The organism is Streptomyces sp. NPDC051180 (assembly GCF_040689545.1).
Taxonomy (GTDB): Bacteria; Actinomycetota; Actinomycetes; order Streptomycetales; family Streptomycetaceae; genus Streptomyces.
In genome coordinates, this window is the sequence record NZ_JBFBBC010000001.1 from 271,345 (window position 1) to 297,312 (window position 25,968).

The 25,968-nt window shown below is 76.1% G+C and carries 17 protein-coding genes and 1 pseudogene; 14 read left to right on the top strand and 4 right to left on the bottom strand.

The genetic code is table 11. The annotated features are described in order from the left end of the window. Positions 1–172 precede the first annotated feature (172 nt). Together AB0424_RS01300 and AB0424_RS01305 are read left to right on the top strand one after the other, a co-directional pair. Positions 173–1,696, top strand: a complete 1,524-nt coding sequence (locus tag AB0424_RS01300) for an MFS transporter (RefSeq protein WP_366301848.1) — start codon at positions 173–175, stop codon at positions 1,694–1,696. 10 nt (positions 1,697–1,706) lie between these two features. Further along, positions 1,707–2,195 (top strand): GNAT family N-acetyltransferase, encoded by a 489-nt coding sequence (locus tag AB0424_RS01305; RefSeq protein WP_366301245.1) that lies wholly within the window; start codon positions 1,707–1,709, stop codon positions 2,193–2,195. 49 nt (positions 2,196–2,244) lie between these two features. Here AB0424_RS01305 and AB0424_RS01310 read toward each other — a convergent pair whose 3' ends face one another. The 3 genes from AB0424_RS01310 to AB0424_RS01320 all read right to left on the bottom strand — a co-directional run bounded on the left by AB0424_RS01310 (position 2,245) and on the right by AB0424_RS01320 (position 4,174). Then, complete coding sequence (locus AB0424_RS01310) at positions 2,245–3,072, bottom strand: methyltransferase domain-containing protein (RefSeq protein WP_366301246.1); 828 nt, start codon at positions 3,070–3,072, stop codon at positions 2,245–2,247. Further along, positions 3,069–3,245, bottom strand: coding sequence for a hypothetical protein (locus tag AB0424_RS01315; protein WP_366301248.1), 177 nt, complete (start codon positions 3,243–3,245; stop codon positions 3,069–3,071). The genes AB0424_RS01310 and AB0424_RS01315 overlap by 4 nt, the downstream gene beginning before the upstream one ends. A gap of 143 nt (positions 3,246–3,388) precedes the next feature. Continuing rightward, on the bottom strand, positions 3,389–4,174 hold the full coding sequence (locus AB0424_RS01320; RefSeq protein WP_366301249.1) for an SGNH/GDSL hydrolase family protein: 786 nt from the start codon (positions 4,172–4,174) through the stop codon (positions 3,389–3,391). 165 nt (positions 4,175–4,339) lie between these two features. Here AB0424_RS01320 and AB0424_RS01325 point away from each other — a divergent pair, with 165 nt between their 5' ends. From AB0424_RS01325 to AB0424_RS01340, 4 genes and pseudogenes are all read left to right on the top strand, one after another. After that, positions 4,340–4,759: a nuclear transport factor 2 family protein gene (locus tag AB0424_RS01325; protein WP_366301849.1), complete on the top strand. Its 420-nt coding sequence runs from the start codon at positions 4,340–4,342 to the stop codon at positions 4,757–4,759. Beyond that, positions 4,756–6,240: an NAD(P)/FAD-dependent oxidoreductase gene (locus AB0424_RS01330; protein WP_366301251.1), complete on the top strand. Its 1,485-nt coding sequence runs from the start codon at positions 4,756–4,758 to the stop codon at positions 6,238–6,240. Before AB0424_RS01325 ends, AB0424_RS01330 begins: the two co-directional genes overlap by 4 nt. Positions 6,241–6,269: 29 nt before the next feature. Further along, entirely contained in the window at positions 6,270–7,406 is a 1,137-nt protein-coding gene (locus tag AB0424_RS01335; protein ID WP_366301252.1) for an FAD-binding oxidoreductase, read from the top strand. Positions 7,407–7,472: 66 nt separating this feature from the next. Further along, positions 7,473–7,724, top strand: a pseudogene (locus AB0424_RS01340) (DUF664 domain-containing protein); the annotation flags it as partial. 60 nt (positions 7,725–7,784) lie between these two features. Here the strand turns inward: AB0424_RS01340 and AB0424_RS01345 are convergent. Then, the gene (locus AB0424_RS01345) at positions 7,785–9,191 is read right to left on the bottom strand and encodes an MFS transporter (RefSeq protein WP_366301253.1); all 1,407 of its coding nucleotides are present in this window, start codon (positions 9,189–9,191) and stop codon (positions 7,785–7,787) included. A gap of 95 nt (positions 9,192–9,286) precedes the next feature. Here AB0424_RS01345 and AB0424_RS01350 point away from each other — a divergent pair, with 95 nt between their 5' ends. The 8 genes from AB0424_RS01350 (at position 9,287) to AB0424_RS01385 (ending at position 25,873) form a co-directional block, all read left to right on the top strand. Beyond that, positions 9,287–9,865: a helix-turn-helix transcriptional regulator gene (locus tag AB0424_RS01350; RefSeq protein ID WP_366301255.1), complete on the top strand. Its 579-nt coding sequence runs from the start codon at positions 9,287–9,289 to the stop codon at positions 9,863–9,865. Between the two features lie 182 nt (positions 9,866–10,047). Further along, positions 10,048–11,067 carry a hypothetical protein gene (locus tag AB0424_RS01355; RefSeq protein WP_366301257.1) on the top strand — a complete coding sequence of 340 codons (1,020 nt, stop codon included), beginning with the start codon at positions 10,048–10,050 and terminating at the stop codon, positions 11,065–11,067. Positions 11,068–11,750: 683 nt separating this feature from the next. Next, positions 11,751–13,025: a geranylgeranyl reductase family protein gene (locus AB0424_RS01360; protein ID WP_366301259.1), complete on the top strand. Its 1,275-nt coding sequence runs from the start codon at positions 11,751–11,753 to the stop codon at positions 13,023–13,025. Between the two features lie 212 nt (positions 13,026–13,237). Next, complete coding sequence (locus AB0424_RS01365; protein WP_366301260.1) at positions 13,238–14,095, top strand: DUF4132 domain-containing protein; 858 nt, start codon at positions 13,238–13,240, stop codon at positions 14,093–14,095. Further along, a complete protein-coding gene (locus AB0424_RS01370; RefSeq protein WP_366301261.1) occupies positions 14,092–19,002 on the top strand; it encodes a DNA-binding protein in 4,911 nt (1,636 codons plus the stop codon). The genes AB0424_RS01365 and AB0424_RS01370 overlap by 4 nt, the downstream gene beginning before the upstream one ends. A 123-nt stretch (positions 19,003–19,125) precedes the next feature. After that, a complete protein-coding gene (locus AB0424_RS01375) occupies positions 19,126–20,280 on the top strand; it encodes an AAA family ATPase (RefSeq protein WP_366301263.1) in 1,155 nt (384 codons plus the stop codon). Continuing rightward, complete coding sequence (locus AB0424_RS01380; RefSeq protein WP_366301265.1) at positions 20,277–23,915, top strand: DUF5682 family protein; 3,639 nt, start codon at positions 20,277–20,279, stop codon at positions 23,913–23,915. The genes AB0424_RS01375 and AB0424_RS01380 overlap by 4 nt, the downstream gene beginning before the upstream one ends. After that, positions 23,912–25,873: a hypothetical protein gene (locus AB0424_RS01385; protein WP_366301266.1), complete on the top strand. Its 1,962-nt coding sequence runs from the start codon at positions 23,912–23,914 to the stop codon at positions 25,871–25,873. The genes AB0424_RS01380 and AB0424_RS01385 overlap by 4 nt, the downstream gene beginning before the upstream one ends. The last annotated feature ends 95 nt before the right edge of the window (positions 25,874–25,968 follow it).

A 25,968-nucleotide genomic window follows, 5' to 3' on the forward strand; every position in this document is an offset into this window, starting at 1 on the left:
TCGCCGAGCCCGGCGACCGTCGCCGGGCGCAGCGGATGTACCGGACATGCGGGAGATCGTGGACTGGATCACACTGGGCAGGGTGAGCAGCCGGACGGAACCTGGTCCCCAGCCGAGCCCCGGGCAACAGCGGGGCGCGCGGCTCCCGAACCAGACAGTGGCCCTCGCGGCGATGATGTTCGCGGTGGCGATGACCTTCATCGACCAGACCATCGTCTCCATCGCCGCCCCCGACATCGTGCGCGAGCTGGGACTCTCCAGCTCGGGCATGCAATGGGTGGTCAACGCCTACCTCCTCTCCCTCGCCGCGTTCTTCGCGCTCGGCGGCCGCCTGGCGGACCTGTACGGGCCACGGCGCGTCGTCGTCATCGGCACCCTGATCTTCGTCATCGCCTCGGTCCTCTGCGGCTGCGTCCCCTCCGGCGACTACGCCCAGCCCTGGCTCATCACCTTCCGGGCCGTGCAGGGGATCGGTGCGGCCCTGCTGTTCCCCGCGGCGCTGGCCGTGGTCGTGGCGGTGTTCCCCGTCGAACGGCGCGGCAGGGCCCTCGCCCTCTTCTTCGGGATCTCCGGAGCGCTGACCGCCGTCGGCCCCCTGCTCGGCGGCTGGCTCACGGCCTCGTGGACCTGGCGAGCCGTCTTCTGGGTCAACGTGCCGGTCGCGATCGTCGCCCTGGTCCTCACCGCCCTCGCCCACATCCCGGACCGGCCCCGTCCCGGCACCCTCGACGTGCCCGGCGCGGTCCTGGTGGCCGCCGGCATGGGCCTGAGCGTCCTCGGCTTCCAGCAGGCGTGGTCGTGGGGCTGGGGGAGCTGGGCGACGTGGCTGTGCGTCGTCGGCGGCCTCGCGATCCTGTACGTGTTCGTGCGCTACGAGCGCGGTGTGCGCCACCCGCTGATCGACCTGCGGGTCTTCCGGGACAAGGCGTTCGCGGTGGACTCGGCCGTGCTGTTCTTCGCGATGCTCGCCTTCGTCCCCGTCTTCTTCTTCTCCTCCGTCTACGCCCAGGTCTCCCTCAGCGCCTCCCCCAACCAGGCGGCGCTCTTCCTGCTGTACTTCTTCGTCGGCTTCGCCATCGCCTCCCAGTGGGGCGGCCGCATCCTCGACAAGCGCGGTGCGCGCCCCGCGCTGAAGGCGGGGACGATCCTGGGCGCGGTCGGCTTCGCCCTGTGGGCCAACGAACTGACCAACCTGTCCATGCACGACCAGTGGCCCTACGTGGCCCTCGCGGGCGCGGGCATCGGCTTCATCCTGGCGCCCGCCTCGACGGACGCGGTCAACCGGGCGATCGGCGCCTCCTACGGAGAGGTCACCGGCATCACCCAGACCGTCCGGAACTACGCGGCGAGCGTCGGCATGGCCGTCTTCGGCACCCTGCTCTCCCGGGCGATGACGGAGAACGTGACGGACACGCTCCGGGCGCGGGGCGTCGACGCCGCCACCGCGGACCAGGTCGCGCGCGGCATCACCGACTCCGTCTCCGGCCACGGCGACTCCACCCCGCCCACCGGCAGCGGGCAGGTCGCCGAAGCGACCCGCGACGCCATGTCGTCCATCCAGATGGACTTCGCCCAGGCCAACCAGTGGGTCTTCTACGGCATGGCCGTCGCCCTCGCCCTCGGGTTCCTGTGCGCCGTCCGGCACCCCGGCGACCGCACGACCACGACCACCGACACGACGACCACGAAGCCTTAGGGTCGGCCGCATGACCCGACTCGACCTCCTTCCCTTCACCCCTGCCCACGCCGCCACGGTGGCGGGCTGGCCCGCCTCCGCCGACGAGGTCGTCCTGTGGTGCGGACGGAAGGAGTTCCCCGTACCCCCGGAGACCGTCGCCGACTGGCAGCGGGACGACGACGTCCGGGCCCACGTCCTCGTGGAGCAGGGCGGCGTCGTCGGCTACGGCGAGCTGTGGCTCGACGCCGAGGAGGACGAGGTCGAACTCGCCCGGATCATCGTCGCGCCCGGAGACCGCGGCCGGGGCCTCGGCCGCGTGCTCGTGCGCGAGCTCCTCGCCCGGGCCCTCGGAACCGGGTACGCCGACGTCTTCCTGCGCGTCCACCCGGACAACGCGCCGGCCCTGGGCTGCTACCTCGGCGCCGGATTCACCCCGGTCGACGCCGACCTCGCCGCGAGCTGGAACGAGGTCCAGCCGGTGGACTACGTCTGGCTGCGGGGCCGTCCGGTCGGCTGAAGGCACCGATCCGGGGGCCTGTTCCACCGGGGACGCGGGACGGTGGGGGTCAGCCTGAACCCGCCCCGGGCTTCCGGCCCCAGACGGTGAGCATGCCGGCCGAGAGGTCGGCGCACTCCTCGGACGCCAGGTACGCGATCGCCTCGTCGATCCCCGCGTCGTCGACTAGGCCCGTGGCCGTCATGGCGGCCCTGCCGCGTTCCCAGGTGTCCGCCCAGAAGCGGCTGAGGGGGCTGCCGGGTGACAGGGGCGGGACGTGGATCTCGGCGGCGACGGGGAGGAGACCCGCCGCGCGCAGCAGACCCGGGTACGAGGGGATCCAGGTGACGTCGGTGCCGATGGTGGTGCGAAGCCCCTGCCACATGGCACGCATGGCCGCGGTGTACGGAGTGCGGGGCGTGCGGTCGCTCGTGAGGTCGAGCGCGTCGCCGAGCACCAGGAACCCGCCGGGCTCGACGAGCCCGGCGAGCCGGCCGATCAGGCGCTCGTGGTCGGGCAGGTGCATCAGGACGAACCGCGCGTGGACGAGCCGGAACCGGCCGGGGGAGAAGTCGGGCGCGGTGACGTCGGCCTCCAGGAGGTCGAGTCCGGGCAGGGGGCGCGCGGCGAGGAAGCGGGTGTCGCGGTCGACCGCGAGCACGCCGTCCACCCCCGCCTCCTCCAGGAGCCGCCGGGAGACCGTGCCCGTACCGGCGCCGATGTCGAGGCAGCGCCATCCCGGGCCGACGCCCAGGGCACGCAGCCTCGCCATCGTGATGTCGTCGTAGGCGAGGGCGCCGAAGTCGATCCGTTCCCCCTCACCCGCCTGCTCCGGCCGGAAGACGGCCTCCCCGTAGCGGCCCTCGCCCGGCGTGTCCTCGCCGTGCCGGGTGCTCACGCGGTCACCTGCGTGGCGGTGTCGGTCCTGACGAGCCGGTCGAACGGTTCCATGGCCGGACCTCTCCACGCGCGCGGGGTCTGCGCGGCGGCCCGTGCCGGGGCCGCCGCCTCCTCGATCCTCCACCGGTGCGCGTCGGGGCGCCCGGCCGCGGCGCGGCGCACCTCGGCCATTCGGCCCAGCGGGTGGCGTGGCATGCGCCGGGCACGGCGTACGACAGCGCACGGCGTCAGGCCGGGCATGACGTCGACGAGGGCAGGTCGTCAGGCAGCACGTGGCGTACGGCTCGTGACGGATCCCCGTGCGCGTGGATCGTTCACGCCCCCGCGACCGGCTCCGTCGCCATCGGGGTGAGGTCGGGGCGCTTGGCCGAGCGGTCGTCGCCGGAGGAGCGGCCGCGGAGGCGGCGGCCGAGCCACGGGCCGAGGAACTCGGCGGCCCAGCGCAGATCTCCGCCGCCCGGGCCGGGCGGGGTGGGGAAGGGGAGGGTCCAGGAGTCGTCGGTGTCGGGGAGGCCGAGGGAGTGCGCGACGGCGGCGGCGATGCGCTCGTGGCCGACGGGGCTGGCGTGCAGGCGGTCGGTGCTCCAGAGCCGGGGGTCGCTGCCGACCGCGTGGAGACCGGTCTCGGCGACCACGACGCCGTGGCGGTCCGCGGCCGCGCGGACGCGGTCGTTGAGGGCGTTGATGCGGGAGCGTACGGGCCGGGCGAGGGGGATGACGCGGGTGACGTCCGGGACGGTGAGGGTGGCGACGCGTGCGCCGCTCGCGGTGAGCGCGGCGAACATCGCCTCCAGGTGGCCGGCGACCTCGTCGGCGTCGAAGCGGGGCCGCAGCAGGTCGTTGACCCCGGCCACGACGGTGGCCAGGTCGGGGCGCAGCGCGAGGGCGGGAGCGAGCTGGCCGGCGTGGACCTCGCCGGCGACGCGGCCGCGGACGGCGAGGTTGGCGTAGCGCAGGCCGGGGTTCTGCCGGGCCAGGATCTCGGCGAGACGGTCGGCCCAGCCGCGCAGGCCCGTGACGTCGTCACCGTCGCCGACGCCTTCGGTCTGGCTGTCGCCGAGGGCCACGAACCGTGAGAAGGGAACCGGGGTGACGGTCATGGGCAATGCCTCTCTCCTGGGGGACGCGATTGTCGCATCGTTGATCAGGTGCGGAAGTGAGCATGTGGCGCCGCCACGCCCGGTCGAAGCCCGCCCTGGACAAGCCATGACACGACCCCTACTCTCCGGTACACCTATTCAATTAGTTTACTAGAGGTGGTCACCGTGCATCCCTTCCGCAAGGCCGTGGAGAACCGCGACGAGGCCGCGATCGAGGCGCTCCTCGCCGAGAACGTCGTGTTCACCAGCCCCGTCGCGTTCAAGCCGTACCCCGGCAAGGCGATCACCGCGGCGATCCTGCGCGGCGTGATGCGCGTCTTCGAGGACTTCACCTACGTCCGCGAGATCGCCCAGCCCGACGGCCGCGACCACGCCCTCGTGTTCACGGCCACGGTCGGCGGCAGGCGGATCCAGGGCTGCGACTTCCTCCACTTCGACGAGGACGGGAAGATCGACGACTTCACCGTCATGGTCCGGCCGCTCTCCGCCGCGCAGGCGCTCGCCGAGGCCATGGGAGCCCAGTTCGACCGGATCGCCCGCGAGGCCCACGAGGCCGGTGAGCCCGGAGGGGCGGCCGGGGCATGACCGACGTCGACGTCGTCGTGATCGGCGCCGGCAACGCCGGACTCACCGCGGCCACCACGCTCCAACGCGCCGGTCTGCGCACCCTCCTGCTGGAGCGGCACACCGTGCCGGGCGGCTGCGCCACCTCCTTCCGGCGCGGCCGGTACGAGTTCGAGGTCGCCCTGCACCAGCTGTCCGGCGTGGGGTTCGAAGGGCAGGGCTTCACCCTGCGGGAACTCTTCGACAAGCTGGGCGTCTCCGGCACGATCGACTTCGTCCAGGAGGAGGACCTCTACCGAGCGGTGGTGCCCGGCCGGTACGACGTGACCCTGCCGGCGGACTGGGCAGGAGCGGGCGACGCCCTGGAGGAGGCGTTCCCCGGCAACCGGGACCGCGTCGAGCGCTTCTTCCAGCTTTTGAAGGACGTCGCCTTCTGGCAGATCGCCGCCCAGCGCGGGATGCCCGCCGAGCAGATCGACCCGGTCCTCTTCCGGCAGGGGCTCCGTCCCCTGGCGGACGTCCTCGACGAGCACTTCGACGACCCCGGCCTCCGGTCCGTCCTCGCGACCTACTGGACGTACCTCGGCCAGCCGCCGTCCCGCCTCGCCTTCCAGGACCTGGCGATCACGCTCTTCGCCTACCTGGAGTTCAAGCCCTGGCACGTCAGGGGCGGTTCGCAGGCCATGTCCACCGCGATCCTCGACTCCTTCCTCGCCGCGGGCGGAGAGGTCCGCTTCCACACCGAGGTCACCGGCATCCTCACCGAACGCGGCCGGGTCGCCGGCGTCCGCCTCGCCGACGGCGAGGAGATCTCCGCGCGCGACGTCGTCTCCAACGCCTCGCTCCCCGTCACCTACGCGATGCTCGACGACGCCGTCGTCCCGCACCGGATCCGGGCCGACCTCGCCACCCGCCGCGTGGGCGTCTCGGGCTTCGTCCTGCACATGGGCCTCGACGCCACCCCGGCCGAACTGGGCTTCACCAGCAGCACCACGTTCGTCACCGCCGACCTCGACGACGAGCGGACGCACGCCTCCTGGCGGACCCTGGAGCCCGCCCGCGGCATCTGCGTCTCCTCCTACGACATCGCCCCCATCGGCTTCGCCCCCCGCGGCGCGACCCACGTGAGCCTCATGACGCTCCAGTACGCCGACGCCTGGGAGAAGCTCCCGCCGACCGCGTACGCGACGGCCAAGTTCGCCTACGCCGAGACGCTCCTGGACCGGGTCGAGGCGGTCGCCCCCGGCATCCGCGACGCGATCGAGGAGGTCGACGTCGCCACCCCGCTGACCCTGGCGCGCTACCTGGGCCACCCCGGCGGCGCGATCTACGGCTACGACCAGGACCGCACCGAGAACTGGCTCTTCCGCGACAGCCTCCGTGACCCGGGCGTCCCCGGACTCCATCCGGCCGGCTCCTGGGCCGGGTTCGGCGGCTTCCAGCCCACCCTGGAGGCCGGCCACCGCGTCGCCCGCCGCCTCCTGCGCGCCCGGACCGCCTGAGCGCCCGCCCGAACCCCCGGGAGACATCTGTGAAGCACCCCCTCGCGCCGCTGTTCGACGGGCACGACGACGTCCAGGCGGAGATCGACCGGCGGCCGGCGGACCCCGCCGACCACGCCGCGGCCACCCGTCGGCTCCTCGACGCCCACCACCCGGCGCGGCTGGCCCTCACCGTCTCCGCCGTGGTGGCCGAGACCCCGACCGCCGTCACGTTCCGGCTGCGCCGCCCCGACGGCACCGACCTGCCGCCGTTCCTCGCCGGACAGTACGTGGCGGTCCACGCGGACGGCACGAGCCGCCCGTACGCGATCTCCTCCAGCCCCGCCCGCCCCGACCACTGGGACCTGACCGTCCGTCGGGTCCCCGGCGGACGGATCAGCAACCACCTGGCGGACACGGTGCGGACCGGCGACACCCTCACGACCAGCGGCCCCCTGGGCACCTTCCACCACAACCCGCTCTTCCACGGCGACGACGTCGTCTTCCTCGCCGGGGGCTCGGGCGTGGCCCCTGCCCTGAGCATGATCCGCGACATCGTCGACCACGGGATCGCCCGCCGCTTCCACCTCCTCTACGGCTCCCGTTCGGACGGCGACATCCTCTTCCGCGACGAGCTGGACGCGCTCGCCGCGGACCACCCCCGCATCCGCGTCGACCACGTCGTCGCCGACCCCGGACCGCGGTGGGCGGGACCGACCGGACTCCTCACCGCGGGACTCGTCCACGCCCTCGCCGGGCCCCTCGACGGACGGATGGTCTACGTGTGCGGGCCGCAGGCCCTCTACCCGTACGCGCTCGCGCGCCTCGCGGAGCTTGGGCATCCGGCCCGCCGCATCCGCTTCGAGGCCAACGGCGCCCCCGCCGACCCGACCGCGCAGCCGCACTGGCCCGCGGACGCGGCACCCGACGCCGAGGTCACCGTCACCGCCCGGGGCCGCTCCTTCCGCACCCGCAGCGGCCGGCCGCTCCTCGACGCGCTGGAGGACGAGGGCGTCCGCCCCGAGGCGGCCTGCCGCTCCGGCGAATGCGGTCTGTGCCGCGTACGGGTCGTCAGGGGCACCGTGCACACGGCGGAGGAGGGCCGGCTCCGACTGTCCGACACCCGCTTCGGCTACACCCACGCGTGCGTCGCCTACCCGGTCACCGACGTCGAGCTCGACGTCTGACCGCTCCGTCCGCTCCGGAGCTGCGGGGCCGCCTTCAGGGCGGGGCGCCTTCACGGCCGGGCCGCCCTCACCGCCTCCATCGCCGACCTCGGTCAGGGCGTCCCCGTCCCCCAGGGGCTTCCGTGGTTCCCCGCCGACGTGAAGGAGTGGTCGGTCCGCTGGGTCCTGCTCCACCTCATCGAGGAGACGGCCCGCCACGGCGGTCATGCCGACATCATCCGCGAGACCATCGACGGCGCCACGCTCTTCCCGCTGCCGGCCGCCGCCGAACGGTGGCGCGACCCGTGGTTCGAGCCCTGGCAGGCCCCGGTCGGCTGACCGCCCCGGGATCCCGGGCCGCGCCACCGGCCCACCCGAACCGGCCCGGGTACGTCGAGGTCACCCGCCCGTCGTCCCCGTCGGCCTGGGGCCCGCGGCGCGGGCCGCGACGAGGAGGAACAGCCCGCACGCCGACACGAGGAGCCACCCCGGGCGGGTGGCGGCGGGAAGACCGGCGGGAGCCGTGCCCGCGAGGAGGCCGCCCGCGACGGCGATGCCGACCGCCGCACCGACCTGGCGCGCGGTGGAGGTGATCGCGCCCGCCACCCCCGCCCGCGACGAGGGCAGGCCGCTCACCGCGGTACAGGTCAGTGGGGCGTTGGCGAAACCGAAGCCGACGCCGATCAGCAGGAGCGCCAGGAGGAGCAGCGGCACGCCCGTGTCCCGGTCGAGGCCCACCAGGCAGAGACCGCCGGCCGTGACGAACCCGCCCGCGAGGACCAGCGGGCGACGCGGTCCGAGACGGCCGACCAGGGCTCCGGACCACGGTGCGCACACGGTGGCGCCGAGCGCCATCGGCAGGGTCGCGGCACCGGCGGCCAGCGGGGACCAGCCGCGGGCGTGCTGGAGGTAGAGGGTGTGGAGCAGCAGGGTCGTGTTCAGCGCGACGAACACCGCCGTCGCCCCGACTACCGCCGACACGAACGGCGGACGGCGGAACAGCCCCAGGTCCATCAGGGGCTCGGCGCGGCGCCGTTCGACCGTCACGAAGCCCGCCACCACCGCCGCGGTGACGGCGTACCCGGCCAGGGCCGCGGGCGAGGTCCAGCCCACGCGGGGGCCCTCGATGAGCAGCCCGACGGCGAGGCACAGGACCACCGTGAGGAGCGCCTGGCCGGGCAGGTCGAGGCGGCGGGCGCGTTCCCCGCGCGACTCCGGCACGAAGACGGCGACCAGGACCAGCGCGGCGACCACGACCGGCGCGTTGATCCAGAACACCGAGCGCCAGCCGAACGCGCCGATCAGCGCACCGCCGGTGACCGGGCCCGCCGCCATGCTGAGCCCGAAGACCGAGGCCCACACCCCGATCGCGCGAGCCCGTTCACGGGGGTCGGGCATGGCGTTCACGACGATGGCCAGGGCCACCGGACTCAGCATCGACGCCCCGATCCCCTGCACCGCGCGGGCGGCGACGAGCACCCCGGGCGACGGGGCGAGCGCACACGCCAGGGACGCCAGGCCGAAGACGAGCAGCCCGCACCGGAAGACCCGCCGGCGCCCGAAGCGGTCCGCGAGCGCGCCGGAGACGATCAGCAGACCGGCCATCACCACGGTGTACGCGTCGACCACCCACTCGAGACCGCGGGTGCCCACCCCGAGCCCCCGTCCGATCTCGGGCAGCCCCACGTTGACGATGGTGGTGTCCACCCCCACCAGGAACATGCTGAGGGCGCAGACCGCCAGCACGGTCCAGCGCCGGCGCGCGCCCAGGGGCGCGGGTGGAGCGGTCAGGGATGTGGTGAGCACGGGAGTTCCCCCTTCGACGGGATCGGTACGCCGTCAACCTCAACTCCGCGGGACACCCGCGACCAGGAACTTTGCGAAGACCGCAAAATGGCCCCATGGACGCCGAACTCGCCGACATCCTCGACAGCATCGGGCCACGCCTGCGCTCCCTGCGGCGCGACCGCGGCCTCACCCTCGAAGCCCTCGCCCAGGACACCGGGATCTCCGTCAGCACCCTCTCGCGCCTGGAGTCCGGCCTCCGGCGCCCCACCCTTGACCTCCTCATCCCGCTCGCCCGGGCCCACCGGGTCGCGCTGGACCAGCTGGTGGCCGCCCCCGCCACCGGCGACCCGCGGGTCCACCTCACCCCCCGGAGCCGCGGGCCCGGCAGCGTCCTCGTCCCGCTCACCCCGTACCCGGGCCGGGTCCAGGTCTTCAAGCAGGTCCTCTCCCACCGGGAACCGAGACTGGTCACCCACGCCGGATACGAGTGGCTCTACGTCCTCGCCGGAGAGCTCCGCCTCATCCTGGGGGAGCGCGACGTCACCCTCCGGCCGGGAGAGGTGGCCGAGTTCGACACCGCCGAACCGCACTGGTTCGGACCCGCCGGCCCCGGAGCGGTCGAGATCCTGCACCTGTTCGGCCCCCACGGCGACCAGGCGGTCGTCCGCACCGGCCCGGCGGCGGACGCCTGAGGACGGAGGGGGTCGGCCCGCCTGCACCGCCCCCGGTGGCGTCGGCGGGGTACCGGCGGCCGCGCCCCGGACCGGGCGCCGGTGCGGGCGTGTTGCCCGGGCGGGTGATCGCGTCGGTCATCCGGCCGAGGCCCCGCGGCCCGGGCCGTGTCTTCCGCGCGCGGACGGCCACAGTGGTCGGTGTGGATGTCGAGAAGGTCACCGACGAGCTGTACGGGCTCACCCCGGCCGCGTTCACGGCCGCGCGCGACGCGTACGCGTCGCGCGCCCGGAAGGAGAAGGACGCCGCCGGGGCCAAGGCGATCGCCGCACTGCGCCGGCCGGCGCTCGCCGCCTGGGCGGCCAACCTGCTCGCCCGTCAGCGCCCGCGGGAGAAAGAGGAGTTCCTCGCCCTGGGGGAGAGCCTCCGCGAGGCCCACCGCACCCTCGACGCCGAGCGACTGCGTACGGAGGGCAGCCGGCAGCACCGACTCGTGGCCGCGCTCGCCCGCATGGCCGCCGACCTCGCCCGGGAGGCCGGACAGCCCGTCGGCGGCACGGTGGCGCACGAGGTCGAGCAGATCCTCCACGGCGTGCTCGCCGACCCGGAGGTCGCGGCCCTGTGGGCAAAGGGGCGGCTGGTGAAGCCGCCCGCGGCCGCCGTCGGCTTCCCGGCCGTCGCCCCGGAGGCGATGGCCGCCCGCCCGACGGCGGGGAGGGAGGAAGGGGGGTCGGAGGCAGCCGTGGGAGGGGCCGCTCCCCGGACCTCGCGAACGCGCGGCGAGGGGAGTTCGGGCAGGCGAGGCGCAGGGACCTCGGGCAAGCGCGGTGGGGAGGCCGCGAGGAGCCCCTCGCCCGAGGCTTCGGGCAAGGCCGGGCGTGACGCCTCCGAAGCGGCCGCCCGCGAGACCGCACAGCGGGCCCGGGACCTCGCACACGCCCGTACGGAGGCCGAGGAAGCCGCGGAGGACGCCGACGGGCGCGAGCGGGAGCTCCGGGCCGCGCGGGACGCCCGGCAAGCCGCCGCCGGGCGCGCCGAGGAGACCGCAGGCCGGGCCCGGCAACTGGAGGAGGAGCTCCGGGATGCTCGGCGTACGGCCCGTGAGGCGGCCACGGCCGCCGGCGAGGCCCGTACGGCGGTCACCGCCGCGGAACGGGCCCTCCGGTCCGCCCGCGCGGTGGCCTCGCGGGCGGCCCGGGCCGTCGAGCGGCTGGAGCGGTAAAGCGGTCAGGGGCCTCGGCCGGCCCGAGGCCGGGTGAGGTCACCATTCCGGCGGCCGTCCCGTCGTACGAGAGGAACGCGCCGTCGACGCACGGGGTGCACCGGACGCGAGGGCGCTCCGAAAACTCCGGGCGCGCGGGCGTGCCGGGCGTACCGGGGTGCGGCGATCGCACGCAGGAGGAGCGGACTCCGCGGCCCGGCCCCCACGCGCGGCCGGCCGTAGGCGTGGGCGAACTGCTCCGGCCGGCCCGGCTCGTCGGCGTACCCGCCCTTCCGGTCGGTCCTGGTCCCGTGGGCCCGCCGACGCGCGTCGCCGGCCGTCGTCGCGCGGAGCCGAACAGGTGAGGTGTGCGGCCGGTCGGCCTCGCAGCCCCGGCCCAGCCCGCCGGGAGAGGCAGGGTGGGACCCGGCGACGGGGGTCCGGGTCCGTCGTCACGAGGGCCGGCCGGAGGTGGAACGTGGGAGTCGCGACGCTCTCGGTGTCCCCGCGCCGCCGCCCGGGTCCGGGCCCGTCGGCGCCCCGCGAGCCCGGCCTGATCGACACGACACCCCTGGGGCCGACGGGGGAGCGGCGGCCTCCCGGCACGGTGCACGACGTGACACGTGATCAAAGCCGTCGACCCTGGGTACAGATGGGAAGCCGCTCCCCGCACCTCACGCCGCCGCAGCAGAGGAAGACCACACATGGACCTGTCACCCCAGCACGACTCGGCGGACGTCATCGTCGTCGGCGCGGGACCCGCCGGCTGCGCCGCCGCGTACCACCTCGCGCGGGCGGGCCACGACGTCCTGCTGATCGAGAAGGCCACCTTCCCGCGCGACAAGATCTGCGGCGACGGGCTCACCCCGCGGGCGGTGCGGGAACTCGTCGGCATGGGCGTCGACATCGCCGGGGACGGCTGGGTCAGAACGCGGGGCCTGCGGGCCCACGGCTCCGGAACCACGGTGGAGATGCCCTGGCCCCGCGTGGCGTCCTACCCGGACTTCGGGCTCGTGCGCAGCCGCATGGACCTCGACCAGCTGCTCGCCGGCAGGGCCGTGGCCGCCGGTGCCCGCCTGCTGGAGGGGACCAAGGTGACCGGCCCCGTCCTCGACCCCGCCACCGGACATGTGACGGGCGTGACCGCCCTGCGGGACGGCGCGTCGCGCACCTACCGGGCGCCGCTGGTGGTCGCCGCCGACGGCGCGTCGAGCCGTCTGGCCGTCGCCCTCGGCCTCCACCAGCGCCAGGACCGGCCCATGGGCGTGGCCGTCCGCCGGTACTACAGGACGCCCGCCCGCGACCAGGACCACCTGGAGGCGTGGCTCGACCTGGAGACCGAGGACGCCAAGGGCAGGCCCTACATGCCGTTCGGCTACGGGTGGGTGTTCCCCGTCGGCGACGGGACGTTCAACGTCGGTCTCGGCACCTTCCACGTCGGCCGGCGGCCCGAGATCGACCACCGGCGGATGTTCGGGGAGTGGACCGCGCGCCTGTCCCCGACCCGGCACTTCGACGACGCCCACGCCACCGGTCCGCTGCGCGGAGCCCCGCTGCCCGCCGGGCTCAACCGGCGGCCCCAGTACACCCGGGGCCTGCTCCTGACCGGCGACGCGGGAGGGATGATCAACCCCCTGAGCGGGGAGGGCATCGACTACGCGATGGAGTCCGGACGCCTCGCCGCGGACACCGTCGGCGACGCCCTCGGCCGGCCCACCGCCCACGCGCGCGAGGAGGCCCTGCTGCGCTACCCCGACGTGGTCCGCGCCTCCTACGGCCGCTACTTCACCGTGGGACGCCTCGTCGTGCACGCCCTCAACCAGCCCCGCGTCATGCGGCTCGTCGCCACGAGGAGCCTGTCCCGGCCCGTGCTGCAACGCTTCATGTTCAAGCTCTGGGCCAATCTCACCGACCCGCACAGCAAGGACGCGCTGGACCGCGTCATCACCGCCATCCAGCGGGCGGTCCCGTCCGCCTGACCCCCCGTCCGCCCCCGTCGCGGGGTTCGCCACCACCCGTCGTGCGCCCTTCCGCCCCTTCCGCCGCCGTGCCGCGGCCGGTCGGCGGGAGGGCGCGGACGCGTTGTCAGTGACCCTGTCTAGTGTTCCCTCCATACCGCGGCTCCGGGGCTCTGCACCCCGTTGTTCGAGCTGCGCGGATTCCGACGGGACCAGGCGGAGGGGCACGGCAGATGGCGTGGCTGACAGCGGGTGAGGGGTACGAGATCACCCTGGAGGACGGGCGTGTGGTGGCACGGCGCACCGGGGGACGGCAGCTGAAGACGCTGCCGAAGGGGCTGCGCGACGACCCCGAGGTCGACCGGCTGCGCCGGCTCTCCGAGTGGCTCGACCGGCACGTGGCCGCATGCGTGGCCCAGGTGGACACCTGGATGGTGTCCTCGCTCCCGGTTCCCACCGAGCTGATCGCCCGCGTGTGGCCGGACGAGGCGTGGCGTTCGGCCCTGCGCGACATGGCCGTCGTGGGCGAGGACCCGGACGAGGTGGGCTTCCTCCGCGACGTCACCGGGGACGGCGAGCTGCGGCTCCTCGACCTCGACGGGGAGACCGTACGGCTCTCGCCGCGGACCGTCACCCTCCCGCACCCCGTCCTCCTGCCCGACCTGGACGACGTCCGGGACTTCGCGGCCGAACTCGGCATCACCCAGCGGGTGGAGCAGATCCACCGCGCCACCTGGGACGGACCCGGCACCGGGCACGCGGAGACGGCCACCGAGGTCCGGCGGTACGCGGGGGGCAAGTTCGCCTCGCGGTTCGGCCTCGCGGCGCGGGCCACGGCCCTCGGCTACCGCGTCTCCGGCGGCTACGCCACCTGCAAGGTCCGCGACGGCGGCCGCGGCACGGAGGCGTCCGTGTGGATCGGCGAACCGTACTGGGACGGGGAGTCGGAGACCGGCGGCCTGACCTGGCACGACGAGGACGGCCGCGCGGTGCGGCTGACCGACGTCGGGCCGGTGGCCTGGTCCGAGGGGATGCGCATGGCCGCTGCGCTGTACGCCGGCCGCACGATCGAAGAGGGTGGGGACGCATGACCAGCACGACCGTTTCCGACAACGCGGAGCTCCTCAAGGCCGGGGCCGTGCTCCCGGCGGACGCCGAGGACGCGGGCGCCTCCGCCGTCCCGATGACCGCGCGCACCTACCGCCACCCGGTCCTCGGCGACGAACGGGTCGTCGTCCGGCTGACCGCGGCCGAACTCGGCCCCGCCGAGGACCTCGCCGCGGGCTTCCTCGGGCTCGCACCGCAGGGCGAGCCGGCCCCGGTGGGCCTCGGCCGGCGCCAGGAGCTCGGCTTCCCCGAGTGGGTCCTCGTGCACCACCCGGAGGACGGGCACCACGCGCTGGCCGTCGTGCCCGAGCTCGACCGCCTCGCCCGGCAGGCCAGGACCAAGCCCAAGGCCGCCCTCGACGCCTGCCACGAACTGGCCGGCCGGCTCGCCTCCGCCGTGCCGCACTTCTTGCCCGTCTTCTACGAGCAGGCCGCGCGGGTCTTCCTCGGCGTCGAGAACGCCACGTACGCAGGCCAGCTCTTCGGCCGCGCCCGCACCAGCGAGGCGCAGCACGGCCTCACCGTCGACGAGGACCGCCTCGACGCCGTCTTCCTGGAGTTCGCCCTCGCCGGCGCGCTGCCGGTGAAGGTCCTCGCGAGCTACGGCAAGGAGCTCTCCGCCCGGCTGACCCCCGGCGAGGCGTACGAGCGCTTCCGGCGCCTGTGCGTCCGCAGGACCGCCGGCGGCCTCGCCCCCTCCGCGCAGGCCGCCACGGAGCTGCGGCGCCTGGCCCGCGCGGCCGGGCTGTCCGGCACCGAGGCGGAGCAGGACTACCTCGGCGAACTGCTGCCGCTGCCGGCCACCCTCCGGGCGGCGACCGGCTGGTGGAAGGCCCACCGCACCGCCCTGATCGCCCTCGCCCGCCGCGTCCCGGCCGTCCGGGGCACGCTGCTGTCGATCACCCCGCCCGGGGACGACGGCGAACTGAGCGCCCTGTGGCTGGACATCCTCGCCGACTCCGGTGCGGACACCGGGCTCACCGACCCGGACGCCGGCCCCGAGGAGCGCTGCCCCGACGGCGCGGCCGCCTGGCTGGAGCGCTTCCACACCGCCCGCCACCGCGGCTGGGGCCCCCGCCCGACGCCGCCCGCCCTCCTCGACCTGGTGCACCGCGCCGCGGAGCGGCTGCGCGCCGACCTGGCGAGCCGCCCCGACGGCGAGGGATCCCTGCGGATCGGCGTCGAGGACGTCGACCTCCTCGACCTCCTGCTCTCCCTGGACATCCCGGTCGCCGACCCGCCGCAGGACCCCCCGGGCCACTACGGCCACGCCCTCGGCATCACGGACTGGGCCCGCGGCGAGCAGCCCCGCGACCTCGCCGCCCTCGCCGCCGACCTCCGCTTCCGCCCCGCCTTCCGGCGCGCCGCCTCGTCCTACGGGAACGCGTCGAGCGGTGCCGACGTGATGCGCCTGCTCGCCGCGTCGGCCGGCGGACGCCCGATGCTCACCGAGTGGATGCGCGACGTCGCCCGCGAGTCGGTGGCGGCGGGCCTGCCCGGCCTGCCGCAGGCCCTCGCCCGCCTGTCGTGGCTGCCCGCCGAGGCCCTCGCCCTCGCTCCCGAGGAGGTCGCGGCCGCGGCCGGCGCCGACCTCGGCGCGACGCTGGCGCGCACCCTGCGCGGCGGCCTGTGGGAGGAGCTCCGCTGGCCGGTGTGGGAGGAGACCCTCGCGGCCCTCGCCCCGACCCGGGACACCACCGACGGCCTCACCGTCGTCGAGGCGTGGCCCCACCTGATCGTGGCCAGCACCACCCAGGTCCGCGTCATCGACGCCGACTCCACCGTGCTCACCCACGACCTGCGCGTCCCCGCCGGGCACTCCTTCCGGTACGGCTTCCACTACGTGGACGGCGCCCTGCTCGTCTTCTGGTCCACCTACGGCCGCGGCGAGGCGCAGGGATACTGGCACACCGCGCCCGACCGGGTCTTCACCCTCGACAGCGGCGCCGACTACTGGTCCCTGCGCACCGACAACCCCAGCCTGCCGCTGCCCGGCGGCGGCCGCACCACCGGCGGCGGGGTCCTCCACCACGGCGACACCACGCTGCCGCAGGAGCGCCCGGTGCTGTCCGACGGCACGTCGTACTGGGTGTGGAGGACGGGCGAGCACCACACGGACGGCGGCTGGGCCGAGTACGACCCCGCCGACGGATCCCACGGCCGGTACTCCCAGCCCGGCTTCCTCGCCGACGCGCTCCGCGCCCACGCCGACGGCACCGAACTCTCCGCCCGCTCCTCCTGGCTGCGGCCCGCGCCGACCGTCGACGGCTCCGTCCTCGGCGCACCCGCGGACGGCCTGCTCGGCTGGCGCGTCGTACGGCTCCCCGGGAACGGCTGGCACGGGGAGGACACCACCGGGCGCGCCGTCGACCTGCCCGAGGGCGCCGACATGCCCGTGGCGGCGCTGACGTTCCCCGGCGACGACCGGCCCCGGGCGCTGACCCGGGAATGGCGCAAGCTCTCGCTGAGCGACCCCGACGGCGTCGTCACGACGACCAGCGACGGCGACCGGAACGAGCTGTACGGCACCGCGAGCGTCACCCTGCCGCCGCTGTCCCACCTGTACACCCTGCGGGCACGGGACACGGAGGGCTCGGCCGCGCTGCGCTCCGCCGACGCCGAGTCGGCCGGGACCCTCCTGAAGGCGGCCGTCCTCGCCGAACGCGCGGCGGACCTCCCGGCCCTCGTCGCCACCTCGCTGCCCTCGATCACCGCGCCCGAGCTCGTCGCCGGAGTGGTGCGGGTCCTCCGCTTCGCCGTCCGGCAGCAGAAGGCCCTCGACGCGGTCGCCGAACGGCTCAACCCCTCCGCCGCGCCCGAGGAGACCCGGGTCCAGGGTCCCGCCGACCGGCTGATCGGCAAGGCCCTGAACGGCATCGCCGGCACCGGCTACTACCGCTCGGGCGTGGACGAGGACGTCGCCCACCGCTTCCTGGAGTCCCTCGCGGCCGCCCGGGCCGACACCGCGGCCACCGCGCAGCCGGGCCGCGTCCACTTCGACCTGCCCTCCCTGCCGTACACCACCCTGCCCTTCACCCCGCTCCTCGACGAGCCCGCCGCGATCGCCTACCGGGCCGTCGCGCCCGGCAGCGGCACCGGCCACCGGGCCGCTCTGCTCGGCCTCCTGCGACGGGTCGACGCCCTCGGACTGGCCTCGGCCGCGGGTTCGTCCGCCCACTGGCGCCGCGTCCTCGTCCACCTCGACACGGCCCACCTGCACACCCCCGACGGCCTGAAGCACAGCTCCGGACACCGCTGCGTCCTCCCGCTGGGCGGCGGAGCGGCGCTCGCGATCACCGAGCACCACTCCGACGTCGACGGCGGACGGGAGTTCGGGGCGCTGCTCCACGACCCGAGCGGAAGCTTCGGCGTGCCCGGGCCCTACACCGTGCGCGGCGACGCGCCGCTCGGCGACCGCACCCGCGGCGCCGGCTGGCTGACCGCCTTCCTCGCGGAGGCCGCGGACCGTCCGGAGGCGCCCTTCCTGCCGGAGCGCGCCGAGGAGTTCGGCCGCCTCACCGGAGTCTCCGCCGCCCTCGCCCGGCTCGTCCTCGCGGGCCTTCCCGAGGTGGACAGCTGGGAGAACAACTTCCTCCCGGCCGAGCTGCGCAAGACCCTCGGCCTCAAGGTGGCCGAGGCCGCGCACGCCCGGGACGAACTGCGCGCCCTGCCCGTCGAGGTGCGGCGGGCCGTGGTCGCCGCCCTGCTGCCCCGGGACCCCGCGCTGCTCTGGAGCGAAGGGCCCGACGTGGCGGCCGCCGCCGCCGTGTGGAACGCGCGGGTGGGCCGTCGCGTCCAGGTCCCCGACTGGCTCGCCGCCGAGGCCGCGCGCGCCGTGCGCGGCGGCTGGCCCGTGCACCGCGCACTCCCGGCGCTCCTCGACCCGGCCGCGGCCCCGGAGCTCAGCGTCGACGTGGCCTGGCACATCGAGCGCGACCGGCCGGCTCCGGTCACCCCGACCGAGGAGCCGTTCACCGACTCCGTCCTCACGGGCTCGATCAGGCTGACGGCGTGGCTCGCCCACCGCCTGCCCGCCGGCGACCCCCTGCGGGCGAAGCTCCCCGAGGCGCTCGCCGCCGTGCGGCAGCGCCTCGCCTCGCCCGAACTCCTCGTCTCCGTCGGGAGCTTCACCTACCTCGCCGACTTCCGGAAGGTGGCCGGGGCCCCGACCGAGACGACCCCCGACCACGAGCGGTACGGCGCGGTGCTCATGGCCACCCACGACAACCAGCCCCAGCCGGCCCTGCGGACCGCCCTGCTCGACTCCACCGGCTCCGACCCGTTCCTCGCGGCGCTGCGCGGCCCGGACCAGCGGCCGAGCTCCGTCGAGGCGGCCCTGCGGCACGCGCACGACCCGGCGTTCGCCCGTCTGCTGGCCGACCCGGGCGCACCCGCGGCCGGGGAGACCGCCGAGGACGGCACCTGGTGGCCGCAGGACCCGTCGCGCTCGGTGCCCGAGCTCGTCGCAGAGGTCGCCCGGGCGCACGAGCTGAGCGCCGACGCGGCCACCCTGTACCTCATGCTGCTCGCCCTGCCCGACCCCACCGACCGCAACACGGCCCGCTGGACCGGCTGGAAGCCCGCCCGCGTCAAGGCCGCCCGAGCCGAGCTGGCCGGCGGCGACCTCGTGGTGACGGCCGCCCGTGCCCGCGCCGGACGCTCCCTCTTCCTCCCCGGTGCCTGGACCGAGCAGAGCTCGCCCAGCCTGCCCGTCGAGCAGTGGAAGCTGTCGCTGTACGCCTCCGAGGGCACCGACCGGCCGTTCCTCGGCGCCCTGGTGCCGACCGAACCCGTCGCGGAGCTCTTCGCCCGGGCCTGGCGCCGCATCCTCGACGGCGACGTGCCGCGCTTCGAGGAGCTGAAGGTCCGGCGCACCCGGCGGCGCCGCTGACGGGAGCGCGGTGCGGCGCCCCGCCTCGGGGCGCCGCACCGCGCCACCCGCGCAGCCCCGTCCCCTCCCGAACTCGCCCCCCGTACCGCCCCCGAGCCGGTACCCGCCCCACGGAGAACCCCTATGACCGTCACCGACCAGACCGTCCACGCCCGGCAGGCCCAGCCGGCCGAGGAGCGGTACGCCGCCGAGCTCGCCTTCCTCGCCGCGCAGGACCCCGGCCCCCGTCCGCCCGGCTGGGCGCTGACGCCGCGCGCGGTCGTCACGTTCGTCTGCGGCAGCGGCGGAGTGGAGCTGGCCCTGCCCGGACGCAAGGCCGGCCTGCCGTCGAAGCGGGAGATCGCGCCCAAGTTCGTCGGCGAACGCGCCCTGGTCGAGCGGTGCGTGGTCACGCTGGCGGGGGAGCGCGGACTCCTCCTCACCGGCGAGCCCGGCACCGCCAAGTCGATGCTCTCCGAGCTCCTCGCGGCGGCCGTCAGCGGCACCAGCGCCCTCACCGTGCAGGGCACGGCGGGCACCACCGAGGATGCCTTCCGCTACGGCTGGAACTACGCCCTGCTGCTCGCCCAGGGCCCCACGCCCCAGGCCCTGGTGGACTCGCCCGTGCTCTCCGCCATGCGCACCGGGCGCGTGGTGCGGGTCGAGGAGATTACCCGCTGCCTGCCCGAGGTCCAGGACGCCCTGGTGTCCGTCCTGTCCGACCGGCGGATCACCGTGCCCGAGCTGACCGCCACCGAGGACGCCGTGGTCGCCGCGGTGCCCGGGTTCACGGTCATCGCCACCGCCAACCTCCGCGACCGGGGCGTGTCGGAGATGTCCGCGGCGCTGAAGCGACGGTTCAACTTCGAGACGGTGGACCCGATCGCCGACGCCGACGCCGAGGCGGTGCTGATCCGACGGCAGGCCGTCGCGGCGGTCCAGCGGGCGGGCGCCGCCTTCGGCGTCGACGACGCCGTCCTCGACGCGCTGGTCACCGTCTTCCGCGACCTGCGCTCCGGCCGCTCCACCGAAGGCTGGGACGTGGAACGGCCCGGCACGGTCATGTCCACCGCGGAGGCGGTCCAGGTGGCGGCGTCCCTGGGCGTCGCGGCCGCGTACCTGCCCGGCGGCGACGTCCTCGACCTGCTGCCCGGCCACCTCCTCGGCGTCGTCCGCAAGGACGACCCCGCCGACCACGCCCGGCTCCTCGGCTACTGGGACGGCCCGGTCCGCCGCCGCGCCGAGAACGGCTCCGCCATGTGGCGCCGCCTCTGGGACCTGCGCGGGAGCCTGCGGTGACGACCCTCGACCCACGGGCCGCCGTCGACGCGCTCGCCGCGTCGCGTGCGCCGTACCTCCTGGGGGTGCGCCACCACAGCCCCGCCCTCGCCGCGGTCGTGCCCGCGCTCCTCGACGACGCCGGGGCCGAGGTCGTCTGCGTGGAACTCCCGGCCGACTTCCAGCCCTGGCTGGAGCACCTGTCCCACCCCGAGACCGTCGCCCCGGTCGCCCTGGCCGGCACGGGCGAGGCCGGCCGGCTGTCGTTCTACCCCTTCGCCGACTTCTCGCCGGAGCTGGCGGCCCTGAGGTGGGCCCGCGACCGCGGGGCCGAGGTCGTCTGCTGCGACCTGCCCCTCTCCGACCCCGGCTGGTCCCCGGCCGGGACGGGCCGTTCCGAGGACGAGGAGACCACCCGCCGCCGCTCCTTCGCCGACGCGCTCTCCGCCTCCGCCACCGGCCGCGACGGCGACGACATGTGGGACCGGGCCGTGGAGGTCCTGGCGCCCGGCAGCTCCCCGGAGGCCGTGCGCCGCGCCGCGCTCGGCGTCGGCTGGGCCCTGCGCGCCGACGCCGCGGTGCCCTCCACCGACCTCGCCCGCGAGGAACGGATGAGGCGCGTGATCGCCGAGGCATCCGCCGGGGGGCGCCGCGTCGCGGCCGTCATCGGCGCGTTCCACGCCCCGGCCCTGGCGGTCGAGGCGGGTGCGGACACCGCGTCGGACGCGCAGACGTACCCGCGCGCCGACCCGGCGGACGCGGCCCCCGTGCCGACGGGTTCCGAACCACCGGTGACCTCCCTGGTGCCCTACTCCTTCGACCTGCTCGACTCGCGGTCCGGCTACCCCGCCGGCATCCGTGACCCGCTCTGGCAGCAGGCCGTGCTCACGGCGGCCGGCGACCCGGAGCGCCTCCGGGAGGCCGCGGCCGCGGCGCTGACCGGACTGTGCCGGGAGATGCGCCGCGCCGGTCACACCGCGGGCACGGGAGAGGCCGCCGAGACACTGCGGCTGGCGTGCGACCTGGCCTCGCTGCGCGGACTGCCCGCACCGGGGCGCGGGGAGATCCTGGAGGCCGTGACAACCGTGCTCGGCCAGGGAGAACCCCTGGGCCGGGGAAGGGCGCTGGCCACCGCCCTGGAGGCCGTGTTCGTCGGCACGACGCGCGGCAGGATCAGCCCGCACGCGCCGCGCTCCGGCCTGGGCCCTTCGGTCGAGGAGGAGCTCGCGGCACTGCGCCTCCCGCGCCCCGAGCAACCCGAGCCGCGCGAGGTGCGCCTCGACCCGCTCCGCTCGGCCCTGGACGGCCGCCGTGAGGTGCTGCTGCAGCGCCTCCTGGTGATCGGCGCCTCCTACGGCGAACCCGTCGCGGTGGCGTCCACCGGCGACGGCACCGCGCTCGGCACCAAGTGGCGGCTGACGTGGACGCCTGCCGTGCCCGCGCGGCTCGACCTCGCCGGAGCCCGCGGCGTGACCGCGGAGCAGGCCGCCGCGGGCACGCTCGCCGACACCGCACGCCGCGAGGCCGCCGAGGGCGGACCGACCCCCGCCCAGATCCTGGCGGGGCTCACCGCCGCCGCCCGCTGCGACCTGCCCGAGCTGGTCGAGGCCCGGCTGCGCGAGGCGTCCGACGTCCTGCCCGCCACCGCAGACCTGCCCGAACTCCTCGCGGCGCTCGATCTCCTGGAGGGCATACGGCGCGGCCACTACCCCGGCGCTTCGGACCACGCCCGCGACCTGGCCGGCGTCCTCACCGGCGAGCTGCTGGAGGCCGCCGTCCGTGCCCTCCCCGGTCTGGCCGGCAGTGACACGGCCGCGGACGCGGGGGCGCTGGTCGCGCTGGCGGACCGGACCGCGGCCCGGCACCTGGGCCTCCGGCTGGACCGGGCCCTCGCCGAACTCGCCGCCGACGCCACACCGTTGATGCAGGGCGCCGCCCTCGCCGTACGCGTGATGCTCGACCTCGACCCCGCGTCCGGACTGGGCGAGCGCGCGGTCGGCTGGATCGACGCGGCGACCGCCCCCGACTCCCGACGCGCCCTCACCAAGCGCCTCGCCGGTCTCCTGACGGCCGCGGGACCGCTGCTCCAGGCATCCCCGGACGCACTCTCCCCCCTGCTCGACCGCGTGGACGAGCTGGACGACCAGGCGTTCCTCGACCGGCTCCCCGCCCTGCGGGGAGGCTTCGACGCGCTCGCCCCGGCGGCCCGCGACCGGCTCCTCGCCACGGTCACCGAACGGCTCGGCGACCGGATCGACCTCTCCCTCGACGCCCCGCCGGAACTCCTCGCCCTCTGGGCGGCGGCCGATGCCGCCGGCATGGCCGCTCTCAAGTCCCTCTCCCTGACCGGCCACGAGGCGTCGGACGCCTCGGACGCCTCGGACGCCTCGCGCCGGATGCCGGACGGCACGGCCCGTGCGGCCGAGCCGTTCGACCAGGGCCCCGCCGCGACGGCCGGAGCGGCCTCGGCGGGTGCCGTGGACACGGTTCCCCGTACTCCGGCGGACCCGCCCCCCGCCGGTGCGCCGGACGGCCACGGCCTCGCCACCGCCGACCGGTGGCGGCTGCTGCTCGGGCGTCACCGCGACCGCCTGACCGCCGACGCCCGCCGGTACGCCCGCGCCCTGGACGAGCTGTACGGCGGCGGGCGCGGAGAAGGCGCGGACGACCCGGACGGGGGATCCGGCCAAGGCGGCGGACAGGACCTGTCGTTCCCCACCGCGCGGGAGTGGTCGGAGGAGCTGGAGGCGCTCTTCGGCGCCGACGTGCGGGAGGAGGTGCTCGCCGAGGCCGCCGACGCCGGGCGCGCCGACGTCCTGGCACAACTGGACCCGGCGGCGGTCCGCCCGTCGGTGGAGCTGCTGCGTTCGGTGCTCTCGCTGGCCGGCGGCATGCCCGAGGCCCGGCTCGCCCGGCTCAGGCCGCTGGTGAAGCGGCTCGTCGACGAGCTCGCCCGGGAGCTGGCCACGCGGCTGCGGCCGACGCTGGCCGGGCTCGCCACCCCGCGCCCCACCCGCCGCCCCGGCGGCCGCCTCGACCTCGCCCGTACCCTGCGCGCCAACCTCGCCCACGCCCGCCGCACCGACGACGGGCGCGTGGTGGTCGTCCCGGAGCGGCCCGTGTTCAGCACCCGGGCGAGCAAGGAGGCGGACTGGCGGCTGATCCTCGTCGTCGACGTCTCCGGCTCCATGGAGGCGTCGGTGATCTGGTCGGCGCTGACCGCCGCCGTCCTCGGCGGGGTGCCCACCCTCTCCACCCACTTCCTGGCCTTCTCCACCCAGGTGGTGGACCTCTCCGACCGGGTCGAGGACCCCCTCTCCCTGCTTCTGGAGGTCCGGGTCGGCGGCGGCACCCACATCGCGGCCGCCCTCGCCCACGCCCGTTCCCTGATCACCGTGCCGAGCCGCACCCTCGTCGTCGTGGTGAGCGACTTCGAGGAGGGAGCCCCCCTCGCCGGGCTCCTCGGCGAGGTCCGGGCCCTGGCCTCCTCCGGCGCCCACCTGCTGGGCTGCGCCGCCCTCGACGACGCCGGAGCGCCGCGCTACTCGGTGCCCGTCGCCCGCCGACTCGTCGCCGCCGGCATGCCGGTGGCCGCCCTCAGCCCCCTCGCCCTCGCCCGCTGGGTCGGCGACCGCCTCCGTGGAGAAGCCCGTTGAACCCCGACGACCTGCCACCCGTCGCCCCCGACGTCCTCGCCGACGCCGTCGAACAGCTCAGCGCCCGGCTGCGCAAGAAGCTCGACGCGGCCACCGCGGCGTGCGCCGAGCACGCCGTCCCCGCCGCCGACGGCTCCGTCACCGTGCGCTTCGGCGAGGACGCCGTCGTCACCCTCCACCCCGACCCCCTCGGTACGGTCACCCGCCCCGAACAGGCCCTCTGCACCTGTCTGCTGGCCCCCCGCTGCCTCCACCGGGCCGCCGTCCTCTGCGCGGCGCCGATCGCGGACGCCGAGCGGGCCGGAGCCGCCGGTGAGGCGGAAGGAACCGACCACGGACCGGTGGCCGCACCCGCCGACGGCGTCTCGACGGCCGCCGCCGGGGAGACGCGCACGGCGGGAGGCGCCCCCGAGCCCGGCACCGCCACCGGTGCGGCCGCGCCCGGCCGGGAGGCTTCCGAGCCGGGCACCGGAGCCGTGACGCCCTCCTCCGCGTCGGCCTCCGAGCCCCCGCTCTCCGACCCCTCCGCTCCGGTCGGGCCGACGGCCGGGCAGGTCCGGGCGGCGGAGGCGCTCTGGGCGGCGGGGGCCGAGGCGCTCGCCGCGGGGGTGACGGCCGGCGGGGCGGTGGTGCAGGCGGAGCTGCTGCGCGCGGCGCACACCGTGCGGCTGGCCGGGCTGCCGCGGGCGGAGGCCGCCGCCCTGCGCGTGGTGCGCGGGCTGCGCTCGGCTCGGCAGCGCGGTCAGGGGCAGCGGCTCGGCGATCTCGCGGACGCCTTCCGGGAACTGCTGGCGGGCGCTGCCCTCCTGATGTCCGGTGCGGCCGGCGCCGCAGCGGCGGGGTCCACGCGCCGGGCCTACGAACAGGGCGGCAGCCTGCGGGTGTTCGGCCTCTGCCGGGAGCCGGTGCTGTCGGCGACCGGCTACGGAGGGGTGGCCACGCATCTGGTGGGGCAGGACGGCTCGCCCTACTCGGTGTCCGACGTGCGACCCGGCGGCCTGGCCCGCGCGAGGGGCGCGGGTACGGCGTCCGTGGCGCTGGGTGGGGCGGTGCTCGACCATGCCGACCTGGCGCGCGGCGGTCTCCGGATCGTCGGCGCCACCGTCTCGGCGGACGGCCGGCTGGGTGCGGGCCGTGGGGTCAGCGCGACGCCGCTGCGCGGGGTGCACTGGTCCGAGGAGCCGGCGGCGGCGCTGTTCGCGCGACCGGTCCGCGAGGCGATGGCGGCCGCGCTCGACGGCCTCGCGCAGGGGCAGGGCGGGGGCGAGGCGGGGCTGCTGGGATGTGACGTGGAGGTGGTCGGCGCGGCGGGGGAGTACGTCGTGGCCCGGGTCGCCGGCGACGGACCCCTGCTGCGGCTCCGTCCGGCCCACCCCCACCCCGAGCTGCCGCACGCGGACAACCTGCGGCGGATCGCCCGGTATCCGGGGGTCCTGCTCCGGGTCCTCGGCCGTCCCGACCCGGACCGGGCCGCGACGCTCCGCCCGCTGGCCGTCGGTTCCGTGCCCGGCGCCGCGCACACGCTACGGCTGCCGGACGCATGGCTGGGCCGGGCCGACCTGGGCTACGACCGCCTCCAGGGCGCTCACTTCCCGCGCGAGTCGCCGGAGTCCGCCCACCGGGGGCCGGTGACCGCGGGGCCCGATCCACTCGCCGACGCGCCGCTGTGGCGGGTGCGCCGGCTGCTGGAGACCGGCGTCGCGGGCGGCCGCCGGGCCGTGGCCGAGGCGGGCCGCGGGGCGGACGCGGCCGGGCTGCCGGCGCCGCTGCACCGTGCGGGGCTCGGCGGTGCCGCCCGGCTCGCTGCCGACCTGGCGGCCGAGGCGGACCGGCGTCCCCGTGACGCCTTCGGCCGTCTCACCGACGCGTCGTCCGACGGCTACGCGCGGGCGTGGCTCGCCTCGGCCGTCCACCTCGCCGCCGCCGAGCGCTCCCTGGTGGTGGCCTCCTGGTCGTGACCACGACGTCCTCGCCCGCGACTCCCGCCATCCGTCCGCGCCATCCGTCCGCGTCATCTGTTCGGGGCCGTCGGCGCGGGGCCGTGAGGACCCGG

Bases quoted from the DNA above. Each gene is read 5' to 3' on its own strand.
- AB0424_RS01300 (WP_366301848.1), top strand. From the start codon at position 173: ATGATGTTCGCGGTGGCGATGACCTTCATCGACCAGACCATCGTCTCC.
- AB0424_RS01305 (WP_366301245.1), top strand. From the start codon at position 1,707: ATGACCCGACTCGACCTCCTTCCCTTCACCCCTGCCCACGCCGCCACG.
- AB0424_RS01315 (WP_366301248.1), bottom strand. From the start codon at position 3,245: ATGGCCGAGGTGCGCCGCGCCGCGGCCGGGCGCCCCGACGCGCACCGG.
- AB0424_RS01320 (WP_366301249.1), bottom strand. From the start codon at position 4,174: ATGACCGTCACCCCGGTTCCCTTCTCACGGTTCGTGGCCCTCGGCGAC.
- AB0424_RS01330 (WP_366301251.1), top strand. From the start codon at position 4,756: ATGACCGACGTCGACGTCGTCGTGATCGGCGCCGGCAACGCCGGACTC.
- AB0424_RS01350 (WP_366301255.1), top strand. From the start codon at position 9,287: ATGGACGCCGAACTCGCCGACATCCTCGACAGCATCGGGCCACGCCTG.
- AB0424_RS01360 (WP_366301259.1), top strand. From the start codon at position 11,751: ATGGACCTGTCACCCCAGCACGACTCGGCGGACGTCATCGTCGTCGGC.
- AB0424_RS01365 (WP_366301260.1), top strand. From the start codon at position 13,238: ATGGCGTGGCTGACAGCGGGTGAGGGGTACGAGATCACCCTGGAGGAC.
- AB0424_RS01370 (WP_366301261.1), top strand. From the start codon at position 14,092: ATGACCAGCACGACCGTTTCCGACAACGCGGAGCTCCTCAAGGCCGGG.
- AB0424_RS01375 (WP_366301263.1), top strand. From the start codon at position 19,126: ATGACCGTCACCGACCAGACCGTCCACGCCCGGCAGGCCCAGCCGGCC.